At 72.8% G+C, this 18010-nt stretch carries 15 protein-coding genes; 4 read left to right on the top strand and 11 right to left on the bottom strand.

Annotated elements, in window-relative coordinates:
* Positions 1–4: 4 nt before the first annotated feature.
* On the bottom strand, positions 5–1207 hold the full coding sequence (locus tag OG709_RS27065; RefSeq protein ID WP_250297442.1) for an MFS transporter: 1203 nt from the start codon (positions 1205–1207) through the stop codon (positions 5–7).
* Between the two features lie 59 nt (positions 1208–1266).
* Here OG709_RS27065 and OG709_RS27060 point away from each other — a divergent pair, with 59 nt between their 5' ends.
* The gene (locus OG709_RS27060) at positions 1267–2229 is read left to right on the top strand and encodes a helix-turn-helix domain-containing protein (protein ID WP_329167892.1); all 963 of its coding nucleotides are present in this window, start codon (positions 1267–1269) and stop codon (positions 2227–2229) included.
* A gap of 57 nt (positions 2230–2286) precedes the next feature.
* Here OG709_RS27060 and OG709_RS27055 read toward each other — a convergent pair whose 3' ends face one another.
* The 9 genes from OG709_RS27055 to rimP form a co-directional block, all read right to left on the bottom strand.
* The gene (locus OG709_RS27055; RefSeq protein WP_250297444.1) at positions 2287–3240 is read right to left on the bottom strand and encodes a bifunctional riboflavin kinase/FAD synthetase; all 954 of its coding nucleotides are present in this window, start codon (positions 3238–3240) and stop codon (positions 2287–2289) included.
* 37 nt (positions 3241–3277) lie between these two features.
* Positions 3278–6850 (bottom strand): serine protease, encoded by a 3573-nt coding sequence (locus OG709_RS27050; RefSeq protein WP_329167890.1) that lies wholly within the window; start codon positions 6848–6850, stop codon positions 3278–3280.
* A 227-nt stretch (positions 6851–7077) separates the two neighbouring features.
* A complete protein-coding gene (gene truB / locus OG709_RS27045; protein ID WP_250297446.1) occupies positions 7078–8004 on the bottom strand; it encodes a tRNA pseudouridine(55) synthase TruB in 927 nt (308 codons plus the stop codon).
* Positions 8001–8459, bottom strand: coding sequence for a 30S ribosome-binding factor RbfA (rbfA, locus tag OG709_RS27040; protein ID WP_250297447.1), 459 nt, complete (start codon positions 8457–8459; stop codon positions 8001–8003). Before rbfA ends, truB begins: the two co-directional genes overlap by 4 nt.
* 26 nt (positions 8460–8485) lie before the next feature.
* Positions 8486–8782 carry a DUF503 domain-containing protein gene (locus OG709_RS27035; protein ID WP_250297448.1) on the bottom strand — a complete coding sequence of 99 codons (297 nt, stop codon included), beginning with the start codon at positions 8780–8782 and terminating at the stop codon, positions 8486–8488.
* 170 nt (positions 8783–8952) lie between these two features.
* On the bottom strand, positions 8953–12072 hold the full coding sequence (gene infB / locus OG709_RS27030) for a translation initiation factor IF-2 (protein ID WP_250297449.1): 3120 nt from the start codon (positions 12070–12072) through the stop codon (positions 8953–8955).
* A 147-nt stretch (positions 12073–12219) separates the two neighbouring features.
* Positions 12220–12498 carry a YlxR family protein gene (locus OG709_RS27025; protein WP_266640488.1) on the bottom strand — a complete coding sequence of 93 codons (279 nt, stop codon included), beginning with the start codon at positions 12496–12498 and terminating at the stop codon, positions 12220–12222.
* 109 nt (positions 12499–12607) lie between these two features.
* Entirely contained in the window at positions 12608–13600 is a 993-nt protein-coding gene (nusA, locus tag OG709_RS27020) for a transcription termination factor NusA (protein ID WP_250297451.1), read from the bottom strand.
* Between the two features lie 2 nt (positions 13601–13602).
* Positions 13603–14100, bottom strand: coding sequence for a ribosome maturation factor RimP (gene rimP / locus OG709_RS27015; protein WP_250297452.1), 498 nt, complete (start codon positions 14098–14100; stop codon positions 13603–13605).
* Positions 14101–14249: 149 nt separating this feature from the next.
* On the opposite strand from rimP, the gene OG709_RS27010 reads away from it, so the two are divergent.
* From OG709_RS27010 to OG709_RS27000, 3 genes are read left to right on the top strand one after another with little or no spacing between them, the layout of a single operon-like run.
* The gene (locus OG709_RS27010; protein WP_329167889.1) at positions 14250–14777 is read left to right on the top strand and encodes a hypothetical protein; all 528 of its coding nucleotides are present in this window, start codon (positions 14250–14252) and stop codon (positions 14775–14777) included.
* Positions 14777–15229: a ferritin-like domain-containing protein gene (locus tag OG709_RS27005; RefSeq protein WP_329167888.1), complete on the top strand. Its 453-nt coding sequence runs from the start codon at positions 14777–14779 to the stop codon at positions 15227–15229. The genes OG709_RS27010 and OG709_RS27005 overlap by 1 nt, the downstream gene beginning before the upstream one ends.
* A complete protein-coding gene (locus OG709_RS27000; protein WP_250297455.1) occupies positions 15226–16128 on the top strand; it encodes an aminoglycoside phosphotransferase family protein in 903 nt (300 codons plus the stop codon). The genes OG709_RS27005 and OG709_RS27000 overlap by 4 nt, the downstream gene beginning before the upstream one ends.
* Positions 16129–16248: 120 nt before the next feature.
* Here the strand turns inward: OG709_RS27000 and OG709_RS26995 are convergent, their stop codons facing one another.
* Positions 16249–17943: a proline--tRNA ligase gene (locus OG709_RS26995; protein ID WP_329167886.1), complete on the bottom strand. Its 1695-nt coding sequence runs from the start codon at positions 17941–17943 to the stop codon at positions 16249–16251.
* Positions 17944–18010 lie beyond the last annotated feature (67 nt).

Here is an 18010-nt window from a genome sequence, read left to right as displayed (position 1 = left end):
CGCGTCAGGGAGCCGTTCCCACCGGTGTCACGGGCCCGGCGCCCCGGACGCGCAGTCCGGGCGTCAGCGCGAGGGAGACCACGACGGAGGCGAGGGCCATCACCGTCATCGCCGTCGCGGCCGACGTGTGCTGGGCCAGGGCGCCCGCCAGCGCCGCCCCGACGCCCTGGAGCGTGAGCATCCCCGCGGTGTGCAGGCCCAGGGCCTGGCCCTGCACGTCGTCCGGGACCAGCTCCACCAGGCGTTCCATCAGCACCAGGCTCGCGGAGTAGCCGACGGAGGCCAGTACGACGGCGGCCACCGCGACCCACAGGGCGGGACGGAGCGCGAAGACCAGGTAGGGCGCGGCGAGCAACAGGCGCAGCGGGGTGGCGAGCCGGGCCCGCCACCCCGGTGGCACGATCCGGCCGACCGTCACGTCCCCGGCCAGCATCCCGAACGCCGCCACCGCGAGCAGCAGCCCCGCGTGCCGGGGCGAGTACGGCACGAAGACCGCCTCGCAGCCGACGATCAGACCGTTGGGCACCCACAGGGCGAGATAGACGTACCGGCGCGGCGCGGACGACCAGAGCACGGTGTTGACCCGCCAGGTCTCCCGGACCGGGCCCCTGCCGGGGTTGCCCGCCGAGCGGGCCGCGCGGGTCCGCAGTCCGATGAGCGCGACGAGGGCCCCGAGCAGATCGAGTGCGGCGGCGACCAGCAGCGTGCCGCGCGGCGACAGGGCCGTGACGAGCGCTCCGCCGACCGCGAACCCGGCGATCTGCATGATCCCCACCGACATGTTCAGGGCCGAACGCCCCAGTACGTACGCCTCCTTGGGGAGGATCTCGGCGAGCAGCCCGTAGCGCACCCCGCCGCCCACCGAGCCGGCCAGGCCGAGGCCGAACAGGACCACGAAGGTGCCCTGGATCGGCAGTTCCGGAACGGCGAGCACGGCGGTGCCGGCGCCGGCGGTCAGCGCCAGGCCGGTCATCGCCGCCCTGGGCGGCAGCCGGTCGGCCGCGGAGAGCAGTGCGACGGCGCCGACCACCTGCGCGAAGGAGCCGCCGAACATGCTCAGCGCGGAGAGCAGCGGCGAACGGGTCGCCGAGTAGACCAGCGAGGCCAGTGCGATCCCGCTGACGGTCGACGCCGCGACGAAGAGCGAGACGGCGGTGAAGAGCGGGGTGAACTCCGGTGCCCTGAACAGGTGTCGGTAGGTGCGCATGCGCTGGATTCTGAACAGGCGCCTCCCTGCGCGGATAATGTTTCGCGGGGAGGCGAAACATGGGGCTGTGGGTGCTCGACGCGGACACACTGGCGCGCAGCCGGTTCGTGATCTCACAGCTCACGGAGGCTTTCGCCTGTCTGGTCACGCTGGACTCCGGGCTGGCCGCGCACCCCGGCGAGCAGCACTGGCTGGCCGCGCACCGGCCCGCCTACCAGGAGCTGCTGGAGGCGGATCCGGTCACCCGGCTCCTGGTGCGGACGGCCCTGCGTCCGCACTGGATCGCGGACTTCCTGGTGCCCGCGCCGCCGCCCGACGGCGCGGAATTCCACGACGAACTGGCGGTGATCCGCGCCACCGCACCGTCCGAGGCCCGCTACGACCTGGCCATGGGGGTGGGCGGCCAGCTGCCCGCCGCGCTGTACCGGAACGATCTGCCGGAGCGCGCGGCCGACCTCCTGGAGTGGGTGTGGACCCGGACGGTGCTCCCGTACTGGCCGCGGCGCAAGCGTCTCTTCGAGGCCGACATCCTGGCGCGCACCCGGCTGCTGACCACGGGCGGCTGGGCCGCAGCGCTGGAGGGCATCCGGCCGGGGATGCGCTGGCTGGGCGAGGGCAGGCTGCAGATCAACCACTACGTCAATCCGCCGCTGGAGGTCTCGGGCGCGCAGCTGCTCTTCGTCCCGGCGAGCGGACGCACCGGCTGGGTCTCCTGGGACAAGCCGCACCGGTTCTCCGCGGCCTACCCGTGCGTGGGCCAGCTGGCGGAGCCCGACCGGAGGGCGGATCCCGGCGCGCTCGGCAGGCTGCTGGGCACCGGCCGGGCGGGGGTCCTCGTGCTGCTCGACGCGCCGAAGAGCACGACCCAGCTGGTGGCGCTGTCCGGGCAGGGGCTGGGGTCCGTGGGGCGCCATCTGAAAGTGCTGCTGGACGCCGGGCTGGTGCTCAGACGGCGGGCCGGACGGTCGGTGCTCTACTACCGCACGACCGCCGGGGACATGCTGGTGGCCGCGCAGGCCTGAGCGCTGAGCCCACGCCTCTCGGCCCACACCCCTCTGCCCACGGCCGGACAGGCCCGGTCAGCGCGCCTCGTACGCCTCGATCAGGGCGGTGCAACGCTTCACGTCGTCCGCCATGGCCACCAGCAGCGCGTCGATCGACTCGAACTTCTCCATGCCGCGTACGTACGCGAGGAAGTCGACGGCGACATGCATCCCGTACAGGTCGAGGCCGACGCGGTCGATCGCGTACGCCTCGACCGTGCGCTCCGTGCCGTCGAACTGCGGGTTGCTGCCGACCGAGATCGCCGCGGGCATCCGCTCGCCGTCCGCGGTGAGCCAGCCCGCGTACACCCCGTCGACCGGGATCGCGGTGTGCGGCAGCGTCTCCACGTTCGCCGTGGGGAAGCCGAGCTCCCGGCCGCGCTGCGCGCCCCGCACCACCACGCCCTCGACGCGGTGCGGACGGCCGAGGATCTCGGCGGCGCCCGTCATGTCGCCCTCGGCGACGAGGCGGCGGGTCAGGGTCGAGGAGAACGGCTCGCCGCCGCCCGCCTCGCCGCTCACCGAGAGGTCCACGACGTCGACCTCGTAGTCGTACGTCCCGCCCAGCTCGGCGAGGAAGCCGACGTTCCCGGCGGCCTTGTGGCCGAAGCGGAAATTGGGGCCCTCGATGACCGCCAGCGCGTGCAACTTGTCGACCAGCACCTTCACGATGAAGTCGGCGGGCGACAGCTTCGAGAATTCGCTGGTGAAGGGGAGGATCAGCTGTGCGTCCACGCCCAGTTCCGCCATCAGTTCGGCCCGCCGGTGGTGCGGGGCGAGCAGCGGCGGATGGCTGCCGGGGCGGACGACTTCGCTGGGGTGCGGGTCGAAGGTGACGACGACCGACGGCACGCCCAGTTCCCGGGCCCGCCGCACGGCCCGCCCGATGATGAGCTGGTGCCCGCGGTGCACGCCGTCGTACGAGCCGATGGTGACGACGCTGCGCCCCCAGTCCTGGGGGATGTCCTCCAAGCCACGCCAGCGCTGCACTGAGACCGCTCCTCGCCCGAACCCGTGTACGTGATCACTACTCTGTAGGTACAACAGGTCTAAGACTGCCATGTCCGGCGCGTGCGGCTTGCATCGGCATGGGCGCTGCCAGCTTCTGAACCATGTGCCGGGTACTCGGTCCGACCAGCAGCGCCCACTCCTGCGGTGCCAGGGCCAGCCAGTCGGCGAGCTGCCCGGCGAAGCCCGGCACCTCCCCGGCCAGTTCGACCAGGTGCCGGTCGAAGCAGGCCGCCCCCTCGGGCGTCCGGACCAGCAGCAGACCGGTGCGGCGTACCAGGTCACGGGTCCTGGGGTCGGTGCGGCGGTCCGAGCCGAGCGCCGCCGCCCGCAGCAGTGCCTCCAGTACCTCCAGGCCGTCCCTGGCCTCGTACCGTTCGTACTCCAGGAGTACGTCGAGCAGCTCGGCCCGCATGGCGCGCGAGCCCCGGCCGCCGGGCGCGGCGAGCACCGGCGCCAGGGCGACGCGCACCTGGCGGGGATGCCCGCGCAGCAGTCCGGTGACCAGCGGGAAGAGAAGGGAACGGGCCGCCGGGCCATCCTCCAGGCGGCGGTCGACGAACGCCGCGGCGTGCACGGCTCCCGCCGGGTGGCGGTCGACGTACTCGTGGACGAGGGCGGCGGCGCGGCGGGCGGGAGCCGGGGTACTGATCCCGGCGAGCGCGCCCAGGATCTCGGCCGCGTCCCGGGGCCGCCGGCGCAGCGCCGCCTCGAAGGCCGCGAAGACCGGCTCCGGGTGGGTGGGCAGCGCCTCGGCCAGCGCGGCGACGAGCAACGGTGACGACGGTTCCGCGGCGAACAGCGCCAGCGCGCACGGCAGATGGCGGGTGCGGGTGTGCGGATCCCGTACGAGGAGGGCCAGCGCGGCCCCGTGCAGCGCGCTGTCGGCGGGGCGGGCGAGCAGCGCGAGCGCCGCGTACCTGAGCAGTTCGCGGTCGGGGCCGGTCCGGGCGTGTACGGCGGCCCGCACTCCGAAGTCCGCTGCGGCGGCCCGGCGTTCGGGCCGGTCGTCGTGCGCCCAGCGGTCGACGGCGCGGCACAGCGCGGCCGGTTCGTCCTCGGCGAGCGCGACGAGCAGCTCGTCGGCGCGGGGGTGGGCGGTGGCGACCAGCGCCTCGGCGAGATCGTCGACGGCGAGCGCCCGCCGGGTGTACAGCAGCGCCTGGGCCGCTCCGGCGACGGTGGGCCGCAGCTCGGCGTGGGCTTCGGACGGCAGCGGCCGTTCGTCGCTGAACCACCGGCAGAGCAGCGGCTGTACGGAGCGGGGTTCGGCCGCGAGCCGCCGGGCCGCGGCATCCAGATAGCGGTCGCCCCCCTGCCCACCCGGTGCGCCGTCGGCGGGCACCAGCCGCCGCAGCAGATCGAGCCGCCCGCCCTCGCCGAGCCGCAGCCGCTCCCAGAACGCGCTGTCGAAGACGCGGAAGCCGCCGATGTGGCGCGGCCCGCCGGAGCGGACGGAGAGCAGCGTGATCCGGTCGGCGAGAAGCCGTAGCACCCCGATGTAGGGGCGGCAGTCGGGGACCCCCAGCAGGACGTCGCCCAGCAGATGTGCGGCCCACCACTCGGCGTCCCCGAGCGGCGCCGGGGGCTCGGCTGCTTCAGGTCCCCGTCCCGGCCGCGGAACCCGTGGTCCGACGGGAGCCCCGGCAGCGGACGCGTCCTGCAGCCGGTCCAGCTCCTCGATCAACTCGCGTAGCCTGCGCCCCAGTTCATGGGCCCCCTCCCGGCGTCCCAGCAGGAGCAGCGCCTGGACCACCGGGCCGATCCGGTGCCTGGGCACGGTGAGCGGGCGCTCCCTGACCTCCGTGCCGGGAGCCGGGGTGCCCCCGGACTCGGCGCCCGGCCGGGACGGCAGCCGGGTGGCGGGCCCGCCGGGCGTCTCCTCGTGGCGGCGGTGCACCAGCGCGTACAGCGCCGCGTCGACGTCGAGGTGCTCCCCCTGCACCCAGTCGGCGAGCTCGCCGTGGGCGAAGCGGTAGCCGGAGCCCGCGGGGACCAGCAGCCGTTCGGTCAGCACCGCGGACGCCCATCCGGTGCGCCAGGGGAACAGCTCCTCGAAGGAGGTCCGGTCCAACTCCCCCTGGCCGGGCCCCAGACAGCGGCGGGCCGCCTCGTGCACCTGCCCGGAGACGGTGGCGGCCAGCCGCCGCACCGCGGTGCCGCGCGGCGCCGGACGCTCCGTGGCGGCGATCCGCACGGCGATCCGCAGACACATCAGGTCCAGGTACGCGGCGAAGACGTCCTCCCGGGTGGGTCGGCCGTCCACCCCGCCGGGGAGGGCCGCCCGCACCTCGGCGAGCATCCGCAGCGTCAGCGGGTGGCCCGCGTCCCGCGCGGTGAGCATCCCCTCCGGAATGCCGTATCCCAGCCGGGCCCGCTCGGCCTCCCGGGGCGGCAGATCCCCGATCCGGACGCAGCCGCTGCCCGGCCCCTGGAGGGCCACGGCCTGCTCCCAGTACTCCGGGCGGCAGGCGACCACCATCCGCGCCCGGTGCCCGCGCAGCCACCCGGCCGTCCCGGCGGTCCACTCCGGCAGTGCGCGGGCCAGTCGGGGCGGCATCTCCTCGGGGCTGTCGAGCAGCACGAGCAGCGGCTGCCCGGCTGCGTCGGCGAGTGCGGCGATCCGCTCGGGAGTGGCGCCGTCCATGCCGTCGGTGCCCACGATGCGCCCGGCCTGGCGCACCGTACGGGCCATCGCGTCGGCGACCGAGGTGTCCTCGGCCCGCAGATCGGCGCCGCGCAGCCACAGCGTCGGGGCAGGCTGCGCCCCGCGCGCCCGTCGCGCCGCGAGGGCGGTGAGTTCCGTCGTACGTCCGGTGCCGGGGGCGCCGACCAGCCCGAGCACGGGTGCGCCGCCGTCCGGGAAGGCCGCCAACTCGCTGACGATGTCGGCCCGTTCCACGGGATCGCGGCAGAGGTCCGCTTCCGCCGACAGCCCGAGGGAGGTGGCCGTCAGCTCCAGCACACCCGCGAGGTTGAGGTCTTTTCCGTACCCCGGCACGGTGGCCGCGTTGCGCCGCAGCAGCGGGGCCAGCGCGGCCCCGCGCAGCGGGACGGCCAGACCTGCGGCCGGGTAGGTCCCGCGCAGTGCCGTGCCGAGCACCCCGAGCACCGCCCCGGTGGACGCGTCCACCACCGGTCCCCCGGCGGCCGACCCGCCCTGCCTGAGGGCGTCACTGCCCTGGGTGCCGATCGCCAACTCCACTGCGGCGCCCAACAGATGGGTGCTTCCGCCCGTGGTGTAGGTCGCCGGTGACTCGCCCAGGACGCGCGCCTCGCGCCAGCCGAGGGCGGCGACCCGTACGTAGGTGCCGGTCTCGATCCGGTCCCTGGCCGAGATGGGCAGCGGCGGGACGTCCAGACCGTCGGTCCGCACCAGCGCGAGCCCCAGGTCGGGCAGGGCGGTGATGTCATCGGATTCGGCGCGGCAGGTCAGCCCCGGCGCGCCGTGCAGCACGGCTCCGGTCAGCCCGTCGACCGCCTCGTGGCTGGTCACCACCGTGCCCCGGTCGTCGGCGACGAAGCCGGTGCCCCTCGGCCTGCCCGCCGGATCGCAGATGCGCACCAGCGTTTCCCGGTCCCCGCTTCCCATAGGTCCGACCGTAGGCGCGCAGTGATCGCGGGGAGAAGCGCGCAAGCCGAAAGCGCCCCCCAACGCTCCGGTCGTTCACTCCGAGCGCCTGCCCAAAGGAGTGAATCCAGGTGCCGGGATGGACAGACCTCTTGCGAGGGGGATCGTGGAGCGGGCAAGCGGCGCTGCCCGCTCCACGGTGGGTGGAGCGACGGGTCCCCGGCCGCCGGGCCGGGACCCGGTCGGTGTCAGCCGAAGACGGCGAGGCTCTTCGCCTTGCCGCCCTGGTCCTCGACCAGCGCGAGGAAGCGCCCCTCGGGACCGAAGGCCGCTACCGCTCCCGCGGGATACGCGGGCATGTCGAGCCGGACCCCGTTGAGCAGCAGCCGGGCCCGCCGGTCGTCCACGTCCCAGCGCGGGAACGCGGCGGCGGCGGCATCGGCGGCCGGCATCACGGTGAGCTCCTCCTGGAGCTGGTCCAGCGTCCGGGCCGCGTCCAGTCCGTACGGGCCGACGCGGGTGCGGCGCAGCGCCGTCAGATGGCCGCCGACCCCGGTGGCCGCGCCGAGGTCGCGGGCGATGGCCCGGATGTACGTACCGGACGAGCAGACCACCGAGACGACCAGGTCGACCACGGGGGTCCCGTCCTCGGCGACCTCGTGCCGCACGTCGTACACCCGGAACGAGGAGACGGTCACCGGGCGGGCCGGGATGTCGAACTCCTCGCCGCCGCGCACCCGCGCGTAGGACCGCTTGCCGTCGATCTTGATGGCGCTGACCTTGGACGGCACCTGCATGATGGCGCCGGTCTGCGCGGCCACCCCCGCGTCGATGGCCTCGCGGGTCACCCGGGAGGCGTCGGTGGACGAGGTGATCTCGCCCTCCGCGTCGTCGGTGACGGTGTTCTGGCCGAGCCGGATCGTACCGAGGTACTCCTTCTCGGTCAGGGCGAGATGGCCGAGCATCTTGGTGGCCTTCTCGACACCGAGGACGAGAACGCCGGTGGCCATCGGGTCGAGCGTGCCCGCGTGGCCCACCCGGCGCGTCCGCGCGATCCCGCGCATCTTGGCCACGACGTCGTGCGAGGTGAAGCCGGACGGCTTGTCGACGATGACAAGACCGTCCAGCGGGCCCTTCCCGGCGCCGGCCGGGGGGGTCGTGTTCTGCTGTGTCATTCGGAGGCGGTGTCCCCGTCGTTCTCGGCGTCCTCTTCCGGCTTGCGGTAGGGGTCGGCGCCGCCCGCGTACGTGGCGCCCGAGGACGCCTCGCGCACCTTGGCGTCCGAGGCCCTGGCCCGGTCGAGCAGGTCCTCGATCGCCTTGGCGTTCTCCGGCAGGGCGTCCGCCACGAAGGCGAGGGTCGGGGTGAACTTCGTCCCGGCCGCCGCTCCGACCGCCGAGCGCAGGATGCCCTTGGCGCTCTCCAGGCCCGCTGCCGCGCTGGCCCGCTCCTCGTCGTCGCCGTAGACCGTGTAGAAGACCGTGGCCTCCCGCAGGTCGCCGGTGACCCGGGTGTCCGTGATGGTCACGTGCGTGCCCAGCCGGGGGTCCTTGATGCCACGCTGCAGTTTCTCGGCGACCACCTCCTGGATGAGGTCCGCCAGCTTCTTCGCCCGCGCGTTGTCGGCCACTGGTCCGTCTCCTTCTTAAGCCGTGCTCAATCGTCTTCGTCGCCGTGCAGCCGCCGTCGTACGGACAGCAGCTCCACCTCCGGCCGGGCGGCGACATGGCGCTCGCACCGGTCGAGTACTTCGGTGAGGTGCTCCGTCTCGCCGGACACCATCGCGAGGCCGATCCTGGCCCTGCGATGAAGATCCTGGTCGCCGACCTCTGCCGCACTCACCGCGAATCTCCGCTGGAGCTCGGCCACGATGGGCCGTACGACGGAGCGTTTCTCCTTCAGCGACCGTACGTCGCCGAGAAGCAGATCGAAGGACAGTGTCCCCACATACATGCACGTCCGGATGTCCCGCCGGTTCGGGGTCGCGCCCCGCCAACCACTTGACGGGGACACCAGAACCGTACACGCAACAGCCGGGGCCGCTCGACGGATATAACTCCCGCCGAGCGGCCCCGACTGACGCTGTACGGATCAGCCGCAGTGCGGCTCAACCGCGATACGGATCAGCCGCGGGGCTTCTCGCGCATCTCGTACGTCGCGATGACGTCGTCGATCTTGATGTCGTTGAAGTTCCCGAGGTTGATACCGCCCTCGAAGCCTTCGCGGATCTCGGTGACGTCGTCCTTGAAGCGGCGCAGACCGGAGATGTTGAGGCTCTCCGCGATGACCTTGCCATCGCGCAGCAGGCGCGCCTTGGTGTTGCGCTTGACCTCGCCGGAGCGGACCAGCACACCGGCGATGTTGCCCAGCTTGGACGAGCGGAAGATCTCGCGGATCTCCGCCGTGCCGAGCTCGACCTCTTCGTACTCCGGCTTGAGCATGCCCTTGAGGGCCGCTTCGATCTCTTCGATCGCCTGGTAGATGACCGAGTAGTACCGGACGTCCACGCCTTCGCGCTCGGCCATCTGCGCGGCCCGGCCTGCGGCCCGCACGTTGAAGCCGATCACGATGGCGTCGGAGCCGGTCGCCAGGTCGATGTCCGACTCGGTGACCGCACCCACACCGCGGTGCAGGACCCGGATGTCGACCTCTTCGCCGACGTCGAGCTGGAGCAGCGAGGACTCGAGAGCCTCCACCGAACCGGACGCGTCGCCCTTGATGATGAGGTTGAGTTCCTGGACCAGACCGGCCTTGAGCGCCTCGTCCAGGTTCTCCAGGGAGAACCGGACACCCTTGCGGGCGAAGTTGGCGTTGCGCTCACGAGCGGCACGCTTCTCGGCGATCTGACGGGCCGTACGGTCCTCGTCGACCACCAGGAAGTTGTCGCCGGCACCCGGGACATTGGTGAGACCGAGGACGAGGACCGGGGTCGAGGGACCCGCCTCTTCCACGTTCTCGCCCTTGTCGTCGAGCATCGCGCGGACTCGGCCGTACGCGTCGCCGACCACCATCGTGTCGCCGACCCGCAGGGTGCCTCGCTGGACCAGGACGGTCGCGACGGCACCACGGCCGCGGTCGAGGTGGGACTCGATCGCAATACCCTGCGCGTCCTGCTCCGGGTTGGCCCGCAGGTCGAGCGAGGCGTCGGCGGTGAGGACGACGGCCTCCAGAAGAGCCTCGATGTTGAGGCCCTGCTTGGCGGAGATGTCGACGAACATCGTGTCGCCGCCGTACTCCTCGGCCACCAGCCCGAACTCGGTGAGCTGGCCGCGGACCTTGGTCGGGTCCGCACCCTCGACGTCGATCTTGTTGACCGCGACCACGATCGGCACGTCGGCCGCCTTGGCGTGGTTCAGCGCCTCGATCGTCTGGGGCATCACACCGTCGTTCGCCGCCACCACGAGGATCGCGATGTCGGTGGACTTCGCACCACGTGCACGCATGGCGGTGAACGCCTCGTGACCCGGGGTGTCGATGAAGGTGATCCGGCGGTCCTCGCCGTTGACCTCGGCGCCGACCTGGTACGCACCGATGTGCTGCGTGATGCCGCCGGCCTCGCCCGCAACGACGTTCGTCTTGCGGATCGCGTCCAGCAGCCGGGTCTTACCGTGGTCGACGTGACCCATGACGGTGACGACCGGCGGACGGGAGACCAGAGCCTCTTCGCCGCCCTCGTCCTCACCGAACTCGATGTCGAAGGACTCGAGGAGCTCGCGGTCCTCCTCCTCCGGGCTGACGATCTCGAGGACGTAGTTCATCTCGTCCGCGAGCAGCTTCAGCGTCTCGTCGGAGACGGACTGCGTGGCAGTGACCATCTCGCCGAGGTTCATCATCACGGCGACGAGCGACGCCGGGTTGGCGTTGATCTTCTCCGCGAAGTCGGTGAGGGAAGCACCGCGCGACAGCCGGACAGCCTGTCCGTTGCCGCGAGGCAGCATGACGCCGCCCACCGACGGGGCCTGCATGGCCTCGTACTCCTGGCGCCTCTGCCTCTTCGACTTGCGGCCACGGCGGGCGGGCCCGCCGGGACGGCCGAAGGCACCCTGTGTCCCACCACGGCCACCGGGGCCGCCGGGACGGCCGGCGAAGCCGGGACGTCCACCGAAGCCGCCACCGGGGGCGCCGCCACCGGGACGACCGCCGAAGCCGCCGCCACCGCCGGGACGACCGCCGCCGCCGGGACCTGCCGGACGACCAGCGAAGCCGCCGCCGCCCGGACGTGCGCCGCCGCCACCGGGACGAGCACCGCCGCCACCGGGACCACGACCGCCACCGCCGGGACCGCCGCCGGGGCGGGGGCTGGCAGCGGGACGCTGCGGCATCATGCCGGGGTTCGGACGGTTACCGCTGGGGGCACCGCCGGGACGCGGGGCGCCGCCCTGCGGACGAGGCATGCCACCGGGGCTCGGACGGGCGCCGCCCTGACCCTGGGGACGCGGAGCGCCACCGGGACCACCCTGCGGACGCGGGCCGCCGGGGCGGTCCTGACCGCCACCGGGGCGCGGGGCACCGCCGGGACGGGGCGCCTGCGGGCGCGCCATGCCGGTGGAACCGCCGGAGGTGAACGGGTTGTTGCCCGGACGGGGACCGGCCGGACGGTTGCCGCCGGGGCGCGGGGCGCCCTGGCCTGCGGGACGTGCCGGACGCTCGCCGCCACGCTGACCGCCGTCACGCTGGCCGCCGTCGCGCTGGCCACCCTCACGCTGACCGGCCGGAGCCGGACGGGCGGGACGGGGCCCAGGCGTGGCGCCCGCGGGACGCGGGGCCTGCGGGGCTGCGGGCTGAGCGGGCGCGGGGGCCGAGAACTCGGCAGCGGGAACCGGAGCCGCCGGAGCGGGCTTGGCCGCTGCGGGCTTCGGACCCGGACGCGGTCCTGCGGCAGCCGGGGAAGGCGCCGCGGGAGTGCTGGGTGCGGCGCTCTGCGGAGCCTCGGCGGCGGCCGGCTTGGGAGCCGGGGCACCGGGCTTCGGAGCACCGGGACGGGCCGCGGCAGCCGGAGAGGGCGCCGCCGCACGGGGGGCGGGGGAAGGCGCTGCCTTGCGGGGCGCGCCGGGCTTGGCAGCGGACTTGCCGGCGTTACCGCCGGGCCCCTGCAAAGCGTCAGTCAACTTGCGTACAACCGGCGCCTCGATCGTCGAGGACGCCGAACGTACGAACTCACCGAGTTCTTGGAGCTTGGCCATGACGACCTTGCTCTCAACTCCGAACTCCTTGGCGAGTTCGTATACCCGGACCTTAGCCACTTCGCTCCTTTTAGGTCCGGGTTACCGCCGGACCGTCGCTACTTCATGGGCGTACTCATCGCGTACTCATCGAGTGCTCATCGCAATCTCGACCTACTTCCAACTCGCGAGGTACCTGACCGCACGGGGACCCGTGCCGTTCTCTTCTTACGGTGCTGCCTGCTCGACATACTGGTTCAGCTCCGCACTGTCGAGCGGGCCCGGGGCCTTGAGGGCCCTGGAGAACGCCCGACGGCGGACCGCCAGGTCGAGACAGACCGAGGCGGGATGCAGATACGCACCCCGGCCGGGCAGCGTACCGCGCGGATCAGGGACGCATTTGCCCCCGACCGCGACGATGCGCAGCAGTTCGCTCTTGACCGCACGCTCCCGGCATCCCACGCAGGTTCGCTCAGGGCACGCTCGGTCGGCTGTCCGGCCAGACACGATTAAGTCTACCTCCCCGTATCGACCTCACCCATTTGGGGCAGGAATCGAACGGATGTTGTCTTGAACTTTTCTGGATCTTACGACTCCGGGCTCCGGCCGGGGACGCTCAGTCCTCGTCGGACCCCTGCTCGGTGTCCGGGCGGATGTCGATGCGCCAGCCGGTCAGCCGGGCGGCCAGACGGGCGTTCTGCCCTTCCTTGCCGATGGCCAGGGAGAGCTGGTAGTCGGGGACCGTGACCCGCGCGGAACGGGCACCCAGGTCCACGACCTCGACCTTGGTGACCCGGGCCGGCGACAGCGCGTTGGCCACCAGCTCGGCCGGGTCGTCCGACCAGTCCACGATGTCGATCTTCTCGCCCAGCAGCTCGGCCATGACATTGCGCACCCGACTGCCCATCGGGCCGATGCAGGCGCCCTTGGGGTTGAGGCCCGAACGCGTGGACCGTACGGCGATCTTGCTGCGGTGGCCGGCCTCGCGGGCGATCGCCTCGATGACGACCGAGCCGTCCGCGATCTCCGGGACCTCCAGCGCGAAGAGCTTCTTCACCAGGTTCGGGTGCGTACGGGAGAGGGTCACGGACGGGCCGCGGACCCCCTTCGCGACGCGGACCACGTACGTACGCAGCCGCAGGCCGTGCGTGTAGTTCTCGCCGGGCACCTGCTCCTGCACGGGCAGGATCGCTTCCAGCTTGCCGATGTCGACCAGCACGTTCCGCGGGTCCTTGCCCTGCTGCACGACCCCGGCGACGACGTCGCCCTCGCGCCCGGCGTACTCGCCGAACGTCAGGTCGTCCTCCGCGTCGCGCAGCCGCTGCAGGATGACCTGCTTGGCCGTGGTCGCGGCGATCCGGCCGAAGTCGGACGGGGTGTCGTCGAACTCCCGGGCCTCCTGGCCCTCTTCGAGATCAGCCGGGTCCTCCTTCGCCCAGACCGTCACATGACCGTTGTCGTGGTCGAGGTGCACGCGCGCGTGACGGCGGCTTCCCTCGGTGCGGTGGTAGGCGATGAGGAGGGCCGACTCGATCGCCTCGACCAGCAGGTCGAAGGAAATCTCCTTCTCCTTCGCCAAGCCCTTCAGAAGCTTTACGTCGATGTCCATGGCTACGCCTCCTCTTCCTTCTTGTCCTTGCGGTTGAATTCGAGCTCGACGCGCGCCTTGGCGATCTCCGCGAAAGCGATCCGGCGGGCGGTGGGCTTGCGCCCCTTCACGCCCGGCACTTCGAGATCGAGACCTTCGTCGTCCACCCCGAGGATGCGCGCGATCAGTTCGCCGCCGTCGTCCAGGGTCAGCTTGGCCAGGCGGCCGACGGCCCTGACGTAGTGGCGGTGCTCCGAGAGCGGGCGGTCCGCGCCCGGCGAGCTGACTTCGAGGACGTACTCGCCCTCGCCCATCAGGTCGCTCTCGTCGAGCTTCTCCGAGATGGCCCGGCTCAGCTCGGCGCAGGTGTCCAGTTCCACGCCCTCGTCGGAATCCACGGTGATCCTCAGTACGCCACGCCGGCCGGCCCGGGACACCTCGATCTCTTCCAGATCCAGGTCCTTGGCGGCGACGAGCGGTTCCAGCAGCCCGCGCAGCCTCTCGCTCTGGGTGGTGCTCATCCGGGTGACTCCTCGGCCGCGTGTGCTGTTGTGGGATCGTCGCGTGTCGGATCAAAGGGTATCCGGTCGCGAGGGGTGTTGCCGTCCTGCCGCCGTTGACCCGCAGGTACGCTCGCCTGCGGTGATCACTTCGGGCCGAGGGAGAACACGTGCGGCGCACGGGGACCACACGCAGGCATGTGCTGAGCGTGACGGCGGCTGCCACTGCCGGTCTGCTGACCGGCTGCTCGGAGCAGCCCGCTGCCCACCGTACACAGGGTGCGGGTGCCCCTGACGCCGAGGCCGCCCTGCGACGGCGCTCCGCGCGCACCAGCGGGACGCTCCTCGCCCTGTACGACGCGGTGCTCACACGCCATCCGGACCGGGCCACGGAGTCGTTGGTGCGACCGCTGCGGGACACGGTGGCACAGCACGTCACGGTGTTGACGGGGGCCGGCGGAACCGCTCCCGCACCGTCGCCGTCGGGCCACGGCCCCGCGGCAGGAGGACCGGCGGCGCCCGCGGTCCCCGCCGACCGGAAGGCCGCGGTGCGGGCCCTCGCGAAGGCCGAGCGGCACACCACCGACGCCCACACCACGGCGCTCGCCGACGCCCCGCCGGAGCTGGCCAGGCTGCTGGCCTCGGTCGCTGCGGCAGGCGCCGTCCACGCGTATCTGCTGACCCGGGGGGACCACTGATGAGCTCGCTGGAAGCGGCGCAGGCGGCGCTGGCCGCCGAGCACGCCGCCGTGTACGGGTACGGGGTGGTGGGCGGCCGGGTCGCCGCGGGCCGCAGGACCGAGGCGCACCAGGCGTACGACGCCCACCGCGCCCGGCGTGACTCGTTGGTCCGCACCGTGCGGGACCTGGGCGGCAAGCCGGTCGCCGCGTCGGCCGCGTACGCGCTGCCCTTCAAGGTGGCCGGCCCGGCCGACGCGGTGCGGCTCGCGGCGGAGCTGGAGGACCGGGTGGCGGATGTCTACTCCGACCTGGTGCGGGCCGCCCGGGGGCCGCTGCGGCACGAGGCCGCGCTGACCCTGCGGGAGGCCGCGGTGCGGGCTGCGCGGTGGCGGGGCGCCGGCAGCGTAGCCTTTCCGGGGCTCGTCGAGCGGGCTGCCGCAAGCGCCGGAAAGGGAACCACGCACGTATGACTTTCGAACCGCCGCAGCGGCTTGTCCGGGCGCTCGGCGAGACGTACGGGGAAGCCGCCGCCACCGACTGGCTGCACCGGATTCCGACTGATGCGCAAGTGGCCCTCGACGTACGGGAGTTGACCGCCGAGCGGGTACAGGCGCCGGGCGGCCGCAGCAGCCTGATCGTCCTGGTGCGCCGGCCCGACGGCGGCCCCGCGGTACTGAAACTGGCTCCGCCCTTCGCCAGGCCCGACCTGGAGCGGGCCGCTCTGGCGCACTGGGCCGGCTGGGGCGCGGCGCGGCTGCTGGACGAGCCGTCGCCCGACGCCACCGTTCTGCTGCTGGAGCGGCTGCACCCCGAGGTCTCGCTGCACTCCCTGCCGGAGGCCAAGGCGCTGCTGGAGGCCGCGGACACGGTCCGCAAGCTCTGGGTCGAGCCACCGGCCGGGCACCCCTTCGAGACGGTGGCCGAGCGGACGGCCCGGCAGGGCGAAGCGATGCGCGCGACGGCCGAGCCGCTGGTGCTCCCGCTGGTCGAGGCGGCTCTGGCGGCGCGCGACGAACTGCTCGCCGCTCCCCCGGAGCAGCTGCTGCTGCACGGCAATTTCCGCCAGAGCAAGGTCCTGGCGGGCGGACGCACGCCGTGGCTCGCCGTGGGTCCCGACCCGGTGGTCGGCGAGCGCGCGTACGACCTGGCGCGGCTGGTACGCGACCGGGTGGACGACCTGGTGGCCGCGGCGGTCGGGCCTTCGACGGTGCGGCGCCGGGTGAACCGGCTGGCGGACTCGCTGGAGGTGGAGCACGCGCGGCTGCACGGGTGGACGCTGTTCCGTGCCGTGGAGTCGGGGGTGCGGGCCGTTGCCGCCGGGCGGCGCCAGGACGGGGAACTGCTGCTGGAATTCGCGGGGTGGCTGTAGCCGCGCTGCCCGCGGAGGGGCGCACCGGTGTCCCTCGCCGGACGCACATGAGAACGCCGGACGGGCACGGAGCCCGTCCGGCGAGGACACAGGAGGTCCGGGGGCGCGGCCCCCGGGGGATCAGCCGACGATCCGCGCGATGGCCTCGTCCACCGTCAGCTCCTCGCGCTCCCCGGTACGGCGGTCCTTGAGCTCCAGGACACCGTCCGCGGACCGGCGGCCCGCCACCAGGATCGTCGGGACACCGATCAGCTCGGAGTCGGTGAACTTCACGCCCGGGGAGACCCCGGGGCGGTCGTCGACCAGCACCCGTACGCCTGCCGCGTTCAGCTTCTCGGCCACGTCCAGCGCCAGTTCGGTCTGGAGGGCCTTGCCCGCGGCGACGACGTGCACGTCCGCGGGTGCGACCTCGGCGGACCAGCAGAGGCCCTTCTCGTCCGCGGACTGCTCGGCGAGTGCCGCGACCGCGCGGGAGACACCGATGCCGTACGAGCCCATGGTGACCCGGACCGGCTTGCCCTGCTGGCCGAGTACGTCGAGCTGGAAGGTGTCCGCGTACTTGCGGCCCAGCTGGAAGATGTGGCCGATCTCGATCGCCCGGTCCAGCTTGAGGCCCGCGCCGCAGGAGGGGCAGGGGTCGCCCGCCTCGACCACCACGACGTCCAGGTAGTCGTCGACCTCGAAGTCGCGTCCGGCGACGACGTTGCGGGCGTGCTTGCCGGGCTTGTTGGCGCCGGTGATCCAGGCCGTGCCGGCCGCGACCCGCGGGTCGGCGATGTAGCGGACCTTCTCCAGGCCCTGCGGGCCGACGTAGCCGCGTACCAGGTCGGGACGGTCCTGGAAGTCCTCGGCGGTGACGAGTTCGACCACGGCGGGGGCCAGGTGCTCGCCCAGCTTGCCGAGGTCCACCTCGCGGTGGCCGGGGACGCCGACGGCCACGATCTCGCCGTCCACCTTCACCAGCAGGTTCTTCAGCGTGTCGGCGGCGGGGACACCGAGGTGCGCCGCCAGGGTCTCGATGGTGGGGGTGTCGGGGGTGTCCAGCTCCTCGACCGGGCCGTGCTGCTGGTCCGCCACCGGCGGGGCCTCGAAGGTCACGGCTTCGGTGTTCGCCGCGTAGGCACAGGACGGGCAGTCCGCGAAGGTGTCCTCGCCCGCCGCGGCCGGGGCCAGGAACTCCTCGGAGGCCGAGCCGCCCATCGCGCCGGAGACCGCGGAGACGATGCGGTGGTCGAGACCGAGCCGCTGGAAGATCTTGATGTACGCCTCACGGTGCAGGCGGTAGGACTCGGCCAGGCCCTCGTCCGTGGTGTCGAACGAGTACGAGTCCTTCATCTGGAACTCACGGCCGCGCAGCACACCGGAGCGCGGACGCGCCTCGTCCCGGTACTTCGTCTGGATCTGGTAGAGCATCACCGGCAGGTCCTTGTAGGACGAGCACTGGTCCTTGACGGTCTGGGTGAAGATCTCCTCGTGGGTCGGGCCGAGGAGGTAGTCACCGCCCTTGCGGTCCTTGAGGCGGAAGAGCAGGTCGCCGTACTCCTCCCAGCGGCCGGACGCCTCGTACGCCTCCTTGGGCAGCAGCGCGGGCAGCAGGACCTCCTGCGCCCCGATGGCGTCCATCTCCTCGCGCACGACGCGGGAGACGTTGTCCAGGACCTTCTTGCCCAGCGGCAGCCAGGACCAGATCCCGGCGGCGTTGCGGCGTACGTATCCGGCGCGGACCAGCAGCTTGTGGCTGAGCGTCTCCGCGTCCGCCGGGTCGTCGCGCAAGGTCTTGACCATCAACCGGGACATGCGCTGGACCTGGGCCATGGTGACTCTCCTGCTTGGCTGTGTTTTCCGGGGGAGACCCCCCGGACCCCCGTCGGTGATGTCAGGA

Origin of the sequence: Streptomyces sp. NBC_01267, from assembly GCF_036241575.1 — a bacterium.
Classification (GTDB): domain Bacteria; phylum Actinomycetota; class Actinomycetes; order Streptomycetales; family Streptomycetaceae; genus Streptomyces.
This window is presented reverse-complemented; position numbering and strand designations above follow the sequence as displayed.

Coding starts and splice junctions, on each gene's coding strand:
- OG709_RS27065 (WP_250297442.1), bottom strand. CDS start 1,207: ATGCGCACCTACCGACACCTGTTCAGGGCACCGGAGTTCACCCCGCTC.
- OG709_RS27060 (WP_329167892.1), top strand. CDS start 1,267: ATGGGGCTGTGGGTGCTCGACGCGGACACACTGGCGCGCAGCCGGTTC.
- OG709_RS27050 (WP_329167890.1), bottom strand. CDS start 6,850: ATGGGAAGCGGGGACCGGGAAACGCTGGTGCGCATCTGCGATCCGGCG.
- truB (WP_250297446.1), bottom strand. CDS start 8,004: ATGACACAGCAGAACACGACCCCCCCGGCCGGCGCCGGGAAGGGCCCG.
- OG709_RS27035 (WP_250297448.1), bottom strand. CDS start 8,782: ATGTATGTGGGGACACTGTCCTTCGATCTGCTTCTCGGCGACGTACGG.
- nusA (WP_250297451.1), bottom strand. CDS start 13,600: ATGGACATCGACGTAAAGCTTCTGAAGGGCTTGGCGAAGGAGAAGGAG.
- rimP (WP_250297452.1), bottom strand. CDS start 14,100: ATGAGCACCACCCAGAGCGAGAGGCTGCGCGGGCTGCTGGAACCGCTC.
- OG709_RS27005 (WP_329167888.1), top strand. CDS start 14,777: ATGAGCTCGCTGGAAGCGGCGCAGGCGGCGCTGGCCGCCGAGCACGCC.
- OG709_RS27000 (WP_250297455.1), top strand. CDS start 15,226: ATGACTTTCGAACCGCCGCAGCGGCTTGTCCGGGCGCTCGGCGAGACG.
- OG709_RS26995 (WP_329167886.1), bottom strand. CDS start 17,943: ATGGCCCAGGTCCAGCGCATGTCCCGGTTGATGGTCAAGACCTTGCGC.